The organism is Fictibacillus iocasae (assembly GCF_042665465.1).
Lineage (GTDB): Bacteria > Bacillota > Bacilli > Bacillales > Fictibacillaceae > Fictibacillus > Fictibacillus iocasae.
This window is the reverse complement of the sequence record NZ_JBHTCP010000005.1, coordinates 1-13,549: the sequence shown is the minus strand read 5'-3', so window position 1 is coordinate 13,549 and position 13,549 is coordinate 1. Positions and strand designations below refer to the sequence as shown.

General features: G+C 43.3%; 12 protein-coding genes. 7 read left to right on the top strand and 5 right to left on the bottom strand.

Annotated elements, in window-relative coordinates; translation table 11 throughout:
- Window positions 1-9: 9 nt before the first annotated feature.
- On the top strand, window positions 10-537 hold the full coding sequence (locus tag ACFQPF_RS03380; protein ID WP_379746552.1) for a GNAT family N-acetyltransferase: 528 nt from the start codon (window positions 10-12) through the stop codon (window positions 535-537).
- 176 nt (window positions 538-713) lie between these two features.
- Window positions 714-4,211 carry a dynamin family protein gene (locus tag ACFQPF_RS03375; protein WP_379746549.1) on the top strand — a complete coding sequence of 1,166 codons (3,498 nt, stop codon included), beginning with the start codon at window positions 714-716 and terminating at the stop codon, window positions 4,209-4,211.
- Between the two features lie 113 nt (window positions 4,212-4,324).
- On the opposite strand, the gene ACFQPF_RS03370 is transcribed toward ACFQPF_RS03375, so the two are convergent.
- Window positions 4,325-4,864, bottom strand: a complete 540-nt coding sequence (locus tag ACFQPF_RS03370; RefSeq protein ID WP_379746546.1) for a hypothetical protein — start codon at window positions 4,862-4,864, stop codon at window positions 4,325-4,327.
- A gap of 160 nt (window positions 4,865-5,024) precedes the next feature.
- Here ACFQPF_RS03370 and ACFQPF_RS03365 point away from each other — a divergent pair, with 160 nt between their 5' ends.
- A complete protein-coding gene (locus ACFQPF_RS03365) occupies window positions 5,025-5,291 on the top strand; it encodes a DUF2533 family protein (RefSeq protein WP_379746543.1) in 267 nt (88 codons plus the stop codon).
- A gap of 170 nt (window positions 5,292-5,461) precedes the next feature.
- On the opposite strand, the gene ACFQPF_RS03360 is transcribed toward ACFQPF_RS03365, so the two are convergent.
- Window positions 5,462-6,622, bottom strand: a complete 1,161-nt coding sequence (locus tag ACFQPF_RS03360; RefSeq protein WP_379746541.1) for an aminotransferase A — start codon at window positions 6,620-6,622, stop codon at window positions 5,462-5,464.
- Between the two features lie 129 nt (window positions 6,623-6,751).
- Here ACFQPF_RS03360 and bcbE point away from each other — a divergent pair, with 129 nt between their 5' ends.
- The gene (gene bcbE, locus ACFQPF_RS03355) at window positions 6,752-8,050 is read left to right on the top strand and encodes a bacillibactin exporter BcbE (protein ID WP_379746538.1); all 1,299 of its coding nucleotides are present in this window, start codon (window positions 6,752-6,754) and stop codon (window positions 8,048-8,050) included.
- A gap of 508 nt (window positions 8,051-8,558) precedes the next feature.
- On the opposite strand, the gene ACFQPF_RS03350 is transcribed toward bcbE, so the two are convergent.
- Together ACFQPF_RS03350 and zwf are read right to left on the bottom strand one after the other, a co-directional pair.
- Entirely contained in the window at window positions 8,559-9,179 is a 621-nt protein-coding gene (locus ACFQPF_RS03350) for a cyclase family protein (protein WP_379746535.1), read from the bottom strand.
- Window positions 9,180-9,183: 4 nt separating this feature from the next.
- Window positions 9,184-10,683 carry a glucose-6-phosphate dehydrogenase gene (zwf, locus tag ACFQPF_RS03345; protein WP_379746532.1) on the bottom strand — a complete coding sequence of 500 codons (1,500 nt, stop codon included), beginning with the start codon at window positions 10,681-10,683 and terminating at the stop codon, window positions 9,184-9,186.
- 91 nt (window positions 10,684-10,774) lie between these two features.
- Between zwf and ACFQPF_RS03340 the strand changes: the two genes are divergently transcribed.
- From ACFQPF_RS03340 to ACFQPF_RS03330, 3 genes are all read left to right on the top strand, one after another.
- Window positions 10,775-11,611: a sulfurtransferase gene (locus tag ACFQPF_RS03340; protein ID WP_379746529.1), complete on the top strand. Its 837-nt coding sequence runs from the start codon at window positions 10,775-10,777 to the stop codon at window positions 11,609-11,611.
- 40 nt (window positions 11,612-11,651) lie between these two features.
- Window positions 11,652-12,488: a PHP domain-containing protein gene (locus ACFQPF_RS03335; RefSeq protein WP_379746526.1), complete on the top strand. Its 837-nt coding sequence runs from the start codon at window positions 11,652-11,654 to the stop codon at window positions 12,486-12,488.
- 88 nt (window positions 12,489-12,576) lie between these two features.
- The gene (locus ACFQPF_RS03330) at window positions 12,577-13,179 is read left to right on the top strand and encodes a trimeric intracellular cation channel family protein (protein WP_379746523.1); all 603 of its coding nucleotides are present in this window, start codon (window positions 12,577-12,579) and stop codon (window positions 13,177-13,179) included.
- A 157-nt stretch (window positions 13,180-13,336) separates the two neighbouring features.
- Here the strand turns inward: ACFQPF_RS03330 and ACFQPF_RS03325 are convergent.
- The coding region (locus ACFQPF_RS03325; protein WP_379746520.1) for a transposase at window positions 13,337-13,549 on the bottom strand (213 nt) is incomplete at its 5' end.

The window sequence follows — 13,549 nt, the reverse complement described above, 5'->3', positions numbered from 1 at the left end:
CTGTCTATTTTGAGTTTTAATTATGCGTTTACGGCAAAAAACGGGAAACAAGTGAGGTTACGGCCCGCACAAGCAAGCGATGCACTGGATATCATCACTTCTGTTAAGGAGATTGTAGATGCTGGAGAATATTTAAACAAAGAAACGCCGCGCAGCTTGGAAGAAGAAAAGGCGTTTATATTGGAAATTAAGAAAAATAACAACATGTACAGCGTCATTGAACTCGACGGCCGTGCGATCGGAATCTGTCATCTGATTAAAGGTGAACTAGAGATGAAGAAACACACCGGTAATTTTCGAACATGGCTTTCCTCAGAAGGACAAGGCTTGGGGATCAGCTCTGAAATTATGAAGTATACGATTCGATGGGGATCAGAACATGGTCTATATAAAATATGGCTGACGGTATTTGCAGGCAATGAAGTCGCGATTAAAGTATACGAAAAGGCTGGCTTTGTTGTAGAAGGCATTCAGAAGGGCCAAGCGAATATTAACGGTTCTTTGCAGGATGAAATCTTTATGGCTTATTTCTTGTAAACAGGGTAAGGTTACTGTGACATTTGTCTTCATGGTTTTTGGCTTGGCGGATGCCAGGCCATGTTTTTTTGCTCTATTATTACATGCAGGATATGGGGAATCGAACAGTACGGTATGTAATCGCATACATAAATATGGTAAAGTGTAGTTAGAACGGATAGATTAGGATGAGGAATGTGACACAAAAAAAGCAGTTAACACAAAATAAGCTCATTGCGTCGCTTGAGGCTTTTTATCATTTTTTTCAAAAGGCAGGCGATAAGGATCGTCTTGAGAAGGTTCAGAACTATTACCGCAAGGCTGAATACGGTGATTTATCCGTAGTTTTCTGCGGACATTTTTCCGCAGGCAAATCAAGCCTGCTTAACGCGTTATCAGCAGACGGCACGCTGCCTGTCAGCCCCGTGCCTACGAGTGCCAACGTAGTCGTACTAAGAAAAGGGACTTCTCGCGCTATTGTCACTTTATATAATGGTCAATACGCCGAGTTTGTGCCGCCATTTGATATTAAAGACATTAAAAGATTATGTAAAAACGGAGAACTCGTCAAAGAGATTGAGATCTTTACACCGGACTTTGGCCTAGAAGGAATAGCCCTATATGACACACCTGGAATTGATTCCACCGATGATTTGCATTATAAAGCAGCTGACGCAGTAAGTGATGCTGCAGATATCATCTTTTACGTGATGGATTACAATCATGTGCTGTCTGAAACGAACTTTCATTTTATTGAAAAATTAACCAGAAAAGGCGTCCCAGTGAAGCTGATCATCAATCAGATGGATAAGCATGAGGAAAGCGAACTTTCGCTTAAAGAGTTCAAGAAAAAAGCAGAAGACTATTTCAGTAAATACAGGATTACTCCTGAAGATATTTTTTACACGAGTGTACGCAGTCCATCTTGGCCAGGGAACGGACTAAATGCACTAAGGGCGTACATTGAAAAATCTTCAATAGAGAAAGAACGCATTCTCGAAAATGAATGGGACCGGCGCCTGCACTGGCTTGCGAATGATTATGCAGAAGAACATAAGCCCCATGGTTGTTCGTTAGATGAGATTGAAAATGCCTTTCAAGAACGCGAAGAACGGAAAGACAGCCTTGATCGTGCGAGGAAAGCTCCAGAAGAAGAAAAGAAAAAATGGCGAGCGAAATTTCAGAGCATATTAAACGATGCCATTCTCATGCCATATGAAACAAGGGAACTGGCAGGAAGCGTTCTTGAAAGCCTGCAGCCTAAGTTCAAGGTAGGCTTTTTCATGAGCCGTGATAAGACCGAGAAAGAGCGTGAAAACCGGTTGAATGCCTTCGCGGCATCTTTAAACCGTAATGTGGAAACCCAGATCGTCTGGCACCTTAAAAGAGTGATGGACGAGTTTAATAAAGCATATGAAAGCGATGGTTCAATTGACGTTTCATCTGTGCCGCATAAGCTGCTCGTCTCAGGAGTTAAACCAGGGATGGATGCAGACGGGAAAGCACTGCTGCATTTTTGTGACTATGTTTCAGGAGAAGTACGGTCGATGATCAGGCAGGATCTACATTCAGTCCTCTCAATTATGGACAAAGCGATCGATTTGGCTTTATCAAGAATCATAGACACGTGCCGACGCCAGCTCGAGGTTCAGGAAGACATTTTAAAAACATTGCAAGAAAGCGAAAATACCCAGAAAATGTGGGAGGAAGAAACAGAGCGCCTGCTTAATATAGCGAGCAGAAACATTCTTGTTGACACTACAGCTCAAGGACTGCTGGCTCAAGCTTCAGGAACTGAAATGGAAGTGTCAGAGCTCCTTCTTCAAGCACCCATCATGGCTAAAAAAGCTAAAAAGGAAGACAGAAAAACGCTTAAAGTTAGCACGTCCTTAAACGGCGAAATGAATAGATTGGCTGAAAACATAAAGGTGCTATCAGCTTTGCCAGCTTTTGAAGAGGACGCCAAAGATGCAGAAGGCCTTATTAAACGGATAAAAAACAGAAGTTACACGTTTGCCTTATTTGGTGCTTTCTCATCTGGAAAGTCTTCTTTCGCGAATGCTCTTATCGGTGAAAAGCTGCTTCCTACAAGCCCCAATCCAATGACTGCTGCCATTTATGAAATTAAAAAGCCAGATCCTTCTCACCCACATGGAACAGCTGAAATCGCTTGCAAGAGTGAGGAGGAGCTGGTTGATGAACTGAACGGACAAGTATTAGATATGATGAATGAAACCTTGGAGGACTCGGTTCAATGGGCAAAGGAGAACGGCATAGAAAATCATCGATTTATGCATCCTTTTCTCGAAGGATACAGCGTGATGAAAGAAAAGATCGGGCAATCATTCATAGTAAATATGGATGAAATCGAGAAATACGGGGCATTTGAGCCTTATGCGTGCTATGTCAACAAAATAACGGTCTATTACAGCTGCGAACTGACAGAAAGAGGAATCGTCCTTGTCGATACGCCTGGTGCAGATTCCATAAATTCGAGGCATACCGATGTCGCGTTTCAGTATATAAAGAACTCCGACATCATCCTTTATGTTACGTATTATAATCACGCCTTTTCGGCAGCGGATAAAGAATTTTTAATACAGCTTGGAAGGGTGAAGGACGTTTTCCTAGCTGATAAAATGTTCTTTGTTCTCAACGCTTGCGATCTTGCACAAGATGAAGAAGAAGTTGAAGTCGTCATGTCACATATTAAGGATAATCTTTTATCTTTTGGAGTACGCCATCCTCGGCTGTACCCTGTATCTAGCCATGCTGAGTTAGGCGGAAACAAGAATAAAACAGGTTCTGGATTCCCTGTATTGCGCCAAGACATGGAATATTTTTTAGAAACTGAACTAGCGTCTGTCATGGCTGCACAATGTGAATCGAAAAACATGTTTTTAAAAGAAAAACTTCATTCCGTCGTCCATGACCTCCAAAAATCCCAAGGCGATCAAGCGGAACGGACTCAAAAGCTTCTAGCCGACGCAGAAGAGATGAAACAAAAGGCAATCAGACGTTTAAGCATCCCAAAAGAAAAGCTGTTTCTCGAAATTACAGAGCTTTTTCACTATGTTAAACAAAGAGTGAACGTTCGCACTCATGACTTTTTCAAAGAGTGCTATCATCCAGGGATGATGAACAGCGGGAAAAACAGTTCGGATGCTCTTACTGAAGCGGCAGTTGAACTTTGGAACAAGATTGAATATGACTTGAATCAAGAGATGAAAGCAACGAGTCTTCGGATTGAAAAATGGATTTCAGTCTATGTAGCCGATGCCGAGCAAGCTTTTCGCCAGACGGAAAACCATTCTGTCAAGCTGGATAAGCTGGATGTTTCTCAATTTATTTTTCTAACACCTGTCCTCTCACATAAGCTTGAAGTTCCATCTGAAAAAGAAATAAAAAAATGGAACAAACATTATAAAAACCCGCGGCAATTTTTTGAGGGCGATGGCAGAGACGGCATGAAAGAGGAGTTATTGAATTGCCAGTCAGTCCATCTCGCAAAATGGACGGAAGACACAATCACACAGCTGAAAAATCATTATTCAGCCGAATGTGAGCAGAAAAATAAAGAGTCTGTCGAGCATTTTCACACACAAATCAGTCGTGCTGTTGCGACATTGCTGAATGCTTTAGATAACCCGGAGCAAGCTGCAGAGTACGAGGCGGCTTTACTGAAATGGAATTGAAAACAACAGCTCTTTTTATCAGGCTAAAAGGAACAGAGTTTTCAAAAAATAAAAAAAGCAAGGGCAACGCATGTATTTTCATGCGTTGCCCTTGCTTTTTTTTCATTTTTTGATTATTGAACTTCAGCAGCGAAGCTAGCTGGAAGTAGCTCAAGTTTTTTATGCTCTGCGTTCACTTTTTCTTCAAAAGCAGTAAATAATGTATCAGCTTCTTCTGTCTTTTTTGCATCGTCAAGTCCTGCAACACGAGCTTCATAAGACTTTTTCAAATCTTCGAATCCTGCTTTGTATGCAGCTTGAAGGTCAGCAGAAAGCTCAGAAGGAATCGCCATTCCTGGAATCTCTGATGCTGCTTTTTCTCCAGAAGCTTTTGCTTCTGCCTTCATCTTGTCAAGATCAGCCTGTGCCGGCTTTTCTGCCGCCTCTAAAGCAGCAGCATACGCGTTAAATGGCGCATGGTATTCACGAAGCTTTTTAACAAGTTCCGCTTCAAAGTTTAAGATCGCAATCTTTTCTGCGTTCGGATCCGCTTTTTTAGCATCTTCTTTTACTTCTAACTTGTTTTCTTCCTTTTTAGGCTTAGCTTCCTCGCTAGAACAGCCTACGCTGAACGCTAAAAGTGCTGCTGCAGTAAAACCAAATACTTTCTTCATATTGACCTCCTATATATGTAAAAAAATCCCGGATTCCCGGCATAATCAAGTTTATTCTTTTTTCCGCAAATTGTAAAATGAATAATAATTTTGAATATACTGATAGTTTAAACACTACATTCTTTATGCTACGATATGGAGGTATGAAAGGGGAATGAGCATGGAAGTACATAAGCAGATCAGCAGCCACTCAGAAAAACAGCATACGATCGTGAAAGCATTTTTATATTATGATGAATTAAGAGAGCAGTACATTGAAAAAGCCGTAAACCATGCGATTCACGGTGAACCTTTCTCAGTGGAAGACATAAACTCTGCAGCAGAAAAAATAAACGAAATCGCTGCTGCGAATGGGATCACACCCTCAAGGATTATCGTGACAAAAGAGATGATTGATGAATACGCCAAAAAGAAGCAGCGACCATGAATATTTAATCGACTATAATTTTATTATGTAAACAAAAGTATTTAAAAAAAGGTACAACCCCTCACATGAAAGAGCGGGTTATACCTTTTTTGTACTTTAATGCAGTAAAGGGTTTCGATTCATTCAATAAATTAAAGAACAAGGATCAGCCAATTTTTCTATAAATGTCATTAGCTAACCGTTATCTTGTCTATAAATTGCTGCAAGCGGTCCATTGCGATGTTGAGAAGGTCCATGTGTGCGGCAAATGATAAACGAATATATCCTTCACCTTCTTCTCCAAAAGCTGAACCCGGAATTACAGCAACTTCCTGCTCTTGCAGCAAGCCTCGGCAGAAAGCAAGAGAAGACATCCCGAAAGGCTTGATATTCGCAAAAATATAAAAAGCTCCACCAGGAACTTGTGCTTCAATCCCCATGTTTTGAAGACGTGAAAGAACGTAATTTCTTCTCTTATCATATTCTTTTTTCATTGGAAAAGCATCCATCGCTCCCTCAGTAAGCGCTTCAAAAGCGGCCTCTTGAGCAATCGTATTCGCACATGTCACGTTATATTGATGCACCTTTAAAATGTGCTTCAAAATGTTCGATTGCGCATATAGAAACCCAATCCGCCACCCCGTCATACTATGGGATTTTGATAAACCGTTGATCAGGATCGTTTTTTCCTTCATTCCTTTAAAGGAGGCGATCGAACAATGTACAGCATCGTACGTCAGTTCGCTGTAGATTTCATCAGCGAGCACAAACACCTTTTTGTTCTCCAAAAATTGAACCAGCTGTTCCAGCTCTTTTTTAAGGAGGACCGCTCCAGTTGGGTTAGAAGGATAAGGAAGAATGACACATTTTGTTTTTTCAGACCAAAGCTCTTCAAGGTGATGGACAGTAAGTTTAAAGCCAGTCGTTGTCGTGTCGGCATATACGGCCTTAGCGCCGCAAAGTGTGATAACAGGCTCATAACCAGGATACACCGGTGCAGGAATGATAACTTCGTCTCCACTTTCAAGAATGGTCCGCAGTGAGACATCGATGGCTTCACTTGCGCCGACCGTAATAATGACTTCATCCTGAGAGTAATGCAGGTTATACTTTTTATTCACATATTCAGCAGCTGCTTCTCTGACATGCGGGTATCCTGGATTCGGAGAATAGGTTGTCACATTTTGATCGATGGCTTTTTTTGCAGCTTCTTTAATATGTGCTGGTGTATCAAAATCGGGCTGGCCGAGTGTGAGTGAAACAGCTTTCGGAAAGGCCGCCATCTCATTGACGAATTGCCGTATTCCTGATAATTGAATGTTGTGTACGCGTGGCTGGATAAGTGATTCCACACCGCATCCTCCCTTGTCTGACGGGCATAAGCGAGTATCCGCTTATGCACCTTATGTAGTGATATAAGTTTAGGCTGTTTTTAAATTCACGTCAATGGATTGATTTTCTTGTATGCGACAGACGAAATAATGAATACTAACAAAAGGACAACCGTACATCGGAGGAAAAATATGAAAAGTAATAAAAAATGGAGTCTGTTGGCGCTAGCCTCAATTCCCCTCGTCATGACACTGGGAAATTCTATGCTTATTCCCGTGCTGCCTGATATTGAAAGAGAGCTGGAAATATCGGCGTTTCAGGTCTCAATGATCATAACGGTGTATTCAGTGGTCGCGATTCTTTTGATTCCGATCGCAGGCTATTTGTCTGACCGGATCGGGCGTAAGAAGGTCATTATACCGAGCCTAATTATCGCTGGAGCAGGAGGAATCGTCACAGGTTGGGCCTCTTGGAAAATGAATGATCCATATTGGATGATACTGGCAGGCAGACTGCTGCAAGGGATCGGTTCCTCAGGAGCTGCTCCTGTTGTGCTTCCCCTCGTTGGTGATATGTTTAAAGATGAGGATGAAGTTTCTTCAGGGCTTGGCTTGATCGAGACATCCAACACGTTCGGAAAAGTCCTCAGCCCGATCCTTGGCGCATTTTTGGCCTCTTTCTTTTGGTTTCTTCCGTTTTGGCTCATTCCTGTCTTTTGTGCAATATCCATTATACTCGTCATGTTTTTGGTGAAATCTCCTAAGAAACAAGAAGAGCCGAAGAAGTTCAAAGAGTTCTTAAACAGTGTCAAAACCATTTTTAAGAATGACGGAAAGTGGCTGCTCGCCATTTTCCTGATCGGCGGCATCATCATGTTTGTGCTGTTTGGGCTGCTGTTTTATTTATCAAACGTACTTGAAGAGAAATATGGCATTAAAGGTGTGATGAAGGGGCTAGTGCTTGCTGTACCGCTGCTCGCCTTATCGATCAGCTCCTATATAGGAGGAAAGAAAATCGGACAAAACAAAAAAGTGATGAAATGGTGCTGCACGATTGGCTTATTTGTTTTAGGCGGGACCACGATTATCATAACGTTTACAGAAAATATTTATTTTCTGCTGGCTGGACTGTTCGTGTGCGGTGCGGGCATCGGTGTTTCTCTTCCTAGCCTTGACGCTCTGATCACAGAAGGTATTGAAAAAGAAGAAAGAGGGACCATTACTTCTTTATACAGTTCTATGCGGTTTGTCGGGGTCGCGGCAGGTCCCCCTCTGTATGCTGTACTGATGAAGTCTTCACATGAGGTCGTGTTTTACACCTCTGGAGGTGTTTCGCTTTTTGCAGCTGCCGTTGCCTTCATTTTTATCAAGCCTGAAAAGGAAGAGAAAGGCAGCAAAGACAAAAAAGAAAAAGAAAAAGATGCCTCCTTACAACCCGTACTTGAATAATAAGAAAAAGCAGGCCGCTATGCGTAGGGTAGTGAAAAACCGGTAGAATTTTACCGGTTTTTCTTCTATTGGCAAGATATAAGAGCTTCGCATGTATTTTTTAATGCAAAGCTCTATTTTTCGACCTTTGACAAAGCGTTTTCTCGTGGGGATCGACAAGATCATAGAGGCAGATAGTTACTAAAGTCCATTGACTTCTGATTGAAAAGCATAGGACATCTCCATAATGAATTGATGCTTTCATTATCAAAAAAGCCTCACCGAGTCGTTGGAACGAATCGATAAGGCTTTCTTTAGATGGGTGGATTGGAGCAGAAGGGTGCGAGACTCCTCGAAAATGAACTTCACATTTTCTTGCGTTCGATGTCTTGCTGCCGCAGCCTTCCTTGTCCAGCGGGACGAGTGGGACAGGTGAGCCCCGCGAAAAGCGAGTACCCTGAAGCGGAGATCCCCGATCCACTTTCAGAGGGCTTTTTAAGTAGCCTCGCTATGCGGTCCTGCTTTTTTTCTATTTTATGTCTGCATCAAGTAGGATGATCCTTGCAGGCGAAGCGTCTGTACCTGTCAGTTTCAATGGTGCAGCCATCATAAAGTAACAGCCTTCTGAAACATCTTTTAACCGGAGCCCTTCAATAATGATGATTCCTTTTTCAAACAAAGTTTTATGGGTCGGATGGTTTTCTTGGCTGCGCTCGATGCCAAGCCCGTCAACACCCACTCCGGCAACGTTCAGCGCCGCTAGGTGTTCAGCCGCGCATTTTCCGACGAACACAAAGTCAAAGTCAAATTCTTCACTCATCGAGTTGCGAGTTTTAAACAAGACAAAATCATTTTCCTGTATGTCTTTGTCGGAAAGATCGTTAGCGGTGATCGCTCCCTCAACATGTGTGAGATCGATCAGCTTACAGTCGCGCACCAGGTTCTCAAGGGGTAGCGTCTCAATCGTATGGCCGCCGGGAATCATATGCAGCGGTGCATCCACGTGAGTGCCTGTATGGCAGTCCATGTCTATTCTAGTTTCTGTAACATGGCCGGATTGTACCGTATTGTATACAGGCTGTTTTTCTTCTTTGTTTTTATAGACCGCCATCCCGTTATAGATGGTGGCAGAAACATCATAAATTTTCATCGTTTTAGCTCCTCCTTAAATTGGCTGGATCCCACCATGTGAACCCGTCTTTTAAAAGCAGATCATCGGCTTCTATCGGCCCCATGCTGCCAGAAGGGTAGGAGGCAGGCGGCGGAAGCTCTCCGCTGCTCCATGCCCGTGATATTGAATCGATAAATTCCCAAGAGAGTGCGACTTCATCCCAGCGTGTGAAGTACGTCGAATTTCCGAACAGGCAATCGCCGATCAGCTTTTCATACGCTTCAGGGCTATTGACTTCATTATGGCAGTTGTTGCAAAACGACATGTCTATTGGCAGCAAGTTCATATTATCTCCATGAGGCTTAGCGTTTAGTGAGAGCGACAGCCCCTCATCCGGCTGAATATGGATGCGGAGTAGGTTTGGCGGGTGGTTCACGTTGTTTGCTCTATACAATGACATGGGTCCTTGCTTGAATTGAATCACGATTTCAGTCGATTTCGTATTCAGGCGTTTGCCGGTTTTAATGTAGAACGGCACCCCGTCCCATCGAAAATTATCGATGTATAGCTTTGCTGCGACAAACGTTTCAGTCTTTGATTGAGGATCAACGTTTTCTTCCTCCAAGTATCCTTGAACAGGTTCACCGTTAATCGTCCCTTCACGGTATTGGCCGCGTATGACATTTTCACCGATTTCCAGTTCATTATAAAAGCGAAGGGACCTGAGGACCTTTACTTTTTCGTCGCGTATATGCTTCGTATCAAGTTTTCCAGGCGGCTCCATCGCAACCAGCATAACCATCTGAAGCATATGGTTCTGCACCATATCGAGAAGAGCACCCGATTTTTCGTAATAGGCTGCTCTGTCTTCAACACCAAGTGTTTCACTCGATGTGATCTGGACAGAGTCTATGTATTTGTTGTTCCATATCGATTCAAAAATGGCGTTTCCAAAACGGATCACTTGAATATTCTGGACCATCTCTTTACCTAAATAATGGTCGATTCGGTAGATATCATCCTCATCAAAGCTTTTCTGGATCTTTTCATTCAGCTCTGTTGCCGTTTCCAAGTTCTTTCCGAACGGCTTTTCGATCACGATACGGTGCCATCCACTAGTGTCAGTGATTCCTTCTGACTTTAAGAAGCCTGGAATCGTGCCGAAAAACTGAGGCGCCATGGCCATATAGTACATTCGGTTTCCATCAGTACGGTAATCGCGGTCAAGCTGATCGAGCAGGTTTCCAAGCTCATGGTAGCTGATTGCATCTGTCACATCCATCTTTAAATAATAAAAATGGGAAGCGAATTGAGTTAATGCTTCCTTATCGCTGACATGAGAGTGCGTGAGGACAGCATCGGCTACAATAGTCTGAAATTCCTCGTGTGAAAACTCTTTTCTGGAAACACCGACTACCGCAAAGTTCTCCTTAAGCTGGCCTTTTTGATACAATTGGAACATAGCGGGAAAAAGCTTACGGTGTGCAAGGTCGCCCGTTGCCCCGAAAAGGACAATGGAAGCATTAATGGTTTGTTCTTTCATATGTTCTCCTCACTTCTTGTAATAACTATTGTCTATTCTTCCCCTCTGCAGAAGAATCATAACGAAAATGAAACGGACAGGAGGCAAAACAGTGACTAATTTCGTCTCGTCTGAATGGCTCGCTCAACATATCTTGAGCCCGGACATCATCGTCATCGACTGCCGGTTTTCACTGAGTGACAAGGCAGCAGGACAGAAATGGTATGTAAATGACCACATTACGGGTGCACATTACGCCGATCTAGAAACAGATTTTTCAGGAACTGTAAGTAAGCACGGCGGCAGGCACCCTTTGCCGGACGTAAACATACTATCACAATTTTTTGGCTCATGCGGCATTTCATCTGAAAAAATTGTCGTAGCATATGATGACAGCCAATACATTTTTGCATCTAGGCTGTGGTGGCTGCTGCGATATTTAGGACATGACCGCGTGGTGATCTTAAAAGATGGCTATACACACTATAAAGAAAAAGGGCTGCCTGTCTCAACAAAAATGCCTGAAAAGCAAACGAGCGTCTTTAAGGCGTCTATCAAGCCCGACATGATCGTGAATATGCTGGAAGTCCGCGCAGTTTCTGAAAAAAGACTGAAAGATGCCGTGATAATCGATTCAAGAGAGGAACAGCGCTATGCTGGCCTGCATGAACCGATTGATCATCAAGCTGGCCATATTCCGGGCAGTATTAACCTGCCGTTTATGGAAAACTTCGAGGACGGCAAGTGGAAGACAAATGATGGATTAAACGAGCGATTCTCTTCACTTGAAAACAATGGTGAAAAGATCGTCTATTGCGGTTCAGGCATCACTGCTTGTGTGAACATCCTGGCACTCGAGGAAATTGGCATGAAGCAGGTCAAGCTTTACCCAGGCAGCTGGAGTGACTGGATCTCATACAGCAGCAATCAAATTGGAAAGAGCAATTAAATTTTCACGTACCGCAATGTTAGGTAAAGGAGTATACAATATGAAATATGATTTGCACACCCATTCTACAGCCAGTGACGGAACATGCACGCCTATAGAATCTGTTAAACGAGCCGCATCTAAAGGTCTGGCAGGTATTGCGCTCACTGATCATGATACAGTCAGCGGAATACCTGAAGCGCTGGAGGAAGCAGCTAAACAGAAGTGTTTCGAGCTTGTTCCAGGCATCGAGATCAGTACGAAATATGGCAGTCAGGACGTTCATGTGCTCGGCTATTTTATTAATACGGCAGATCAGCAGCTGATCCATCAGCTGGATGCTCTGAGAAATGTGAGGGACGAAAGGAACCGGCTAATCATCAACAAGCTGCAGCAGCTTGGCATCGCAATCGAACACGATGAACTTGAGGCAAAAAGAAAAATAGGCGGAAATGTAGGAAGAGGGCATATTGCAGAACTGCTAATTGAAAAAGGATATGCAAAAAGTATTCCAGAGGCGTTTAACATTTATTTGGGTAAAGGAAGTAAAGCGTTCCAGATGGTAGATAGGATATCTCCTTTTGAAGCGTTAAAGATGATAAAGAATGCGGGTGGGGCAGCCGTGCTCGCTCATCCGGGAATATATGGGGACTGTGGTGATCTAATTCCGGCACTGGCTGGTGAGGGGATGGACGGTCTAGAATGCTGGCATCCTGATCATACGATTGAGCAGACCAAGCATTATTTTTCACTGGCTCATAACTTGCGCTTGATTCCTACAGCTGGCAGTGATTTTCATGGATTTCGAAACGGCGAAGTATTTCACGGAGATCTAGGGACCTGCCATGTAACAAAAGAAGTCTTAGATATGCTGAAAAATGCGGCTAAAGGCACGTGAAAGGCTTGCGGGTCTAGAGCAGCCATATTACAATACTTGAGGATATTTCTGCCTTGCTTCATTTTTTCATTAGAGAGGATCGAACGTTTTGACATGGGAAGTGTTTAACATTATCGGCACCATCGCATTTGCTGTATCTGGAGCTTTGGTGGCAATGGAAGAAGATTATGATATTTTGGGTGTGGTCGTTCTCGGCTTGGTTACTGCATTCGGTGGTGGTATTGTAAGGAACTTGTTGATTGGTGTGCCGGTCGATTCCATCTGGCAGCAAGGCCTGCTGCTCAAAACAGCTCTTGTAGCCATGATGATCGTATTTTTGCTGCCATCTGGCATCATCCGTCATTCGATGAAGTGGCTTTATTTTTTTGATGCGATCGGACTTGCGGCGTTTGCAATACAAGGTGCGCTTTTCGCCTCCAACATGAATCACCCCTTGAGTGCGGTTATCGTTGCAGCCATGATGACAGGAATCGGTGGAGGGATCATACGTGATGTTCTGGCGGGAAGGAAGCCTGTTGTGCTGCGTGAGGAGATCTATGCTGTATGGGCAATGGCCGGGGGTCTGGCAGTCGGACTCGGTGCGGTTCAAAAACCGCTTGAATTGTATGGACTTTTTATTGCCATCGTTTTGATGAGGCTGCTCTCGCTCAAATACAAATGGAAACTTCCTCGACGTGCCATAACACCTTAATTTCATTTCGTGCTGCTAAAAAAATACAACGAAGGGCAGAGGGCACTGAAAAACCGGTTAATTTTCACCGTTTTTTCTTTAAATGACAAAAAATACGAGCTTCGCATGTGATTTTTCATGCGAAGCTCGTATTTTGTCCTTGCTCTTATGTTTTTTTTTACTTTGTCAGCTTAAGAATCCGTTTTAAATTCACCGCGAATAGGGTGAGCGCTCCTTGCAGTTCCATGCCAACGAGACCCGAGGATGAGGCAACATCATACCCGTTTCTGTGCTTGAGTTCGCTATTTTTCGCTTCAATTTTATACCGTTCTTTTGCCTTTACTTTGAAGTACTCGCTCTCTTGAAAGGCAGCCTGCTCGGTATGTACCCC

Excerpts from the sequence above, each read along its gene's own strand:
- ACFQPF_RS03335 (WP_379746526.1), top strand. The coding sequence starts at position 11,652 with ATGAAATATGATTTGCACACCCATTCTACAGCCAGTGACGGAACATGC.
- ACFQPF_RS03350 (WP_379746535.1), bottom strand. The coding sequence starts at position 9,179 with ATGAAAATTTATGATGTTTCTGCCACCATCTATAACGGGATGGCGGTC.
- ACFQPF_RS03365 (WP_379746543.1), top strand. The coding sequence starts at position 5,025 with ATGGAAGTACATAAGCAGATCAGCAGCCACTCAGAAAAACAGCATACG.
- zwf (WP_379746532.1), bottom strand. The coding sequence starts at position 10,683 with ATGAAAGAACAAACCATTAATGCTTCCATTGTCCTTTTCGGGGCAACG.
- ACFQPF_RS03370 (WP_379746546.1), bottom strand. The coding sequence starts at position 4,864 with ATGAAGAAAGTATTTGGTTTTACTGCAGCAGCACTTTTAGCGTTCAGC.
- bcbE (WP_379746538.1), top strand. The coding sequence starts at position 6,752 with ATGAATACTAACAAAAGGACAACCGTACATCGGAGGAAAAATATGAAA.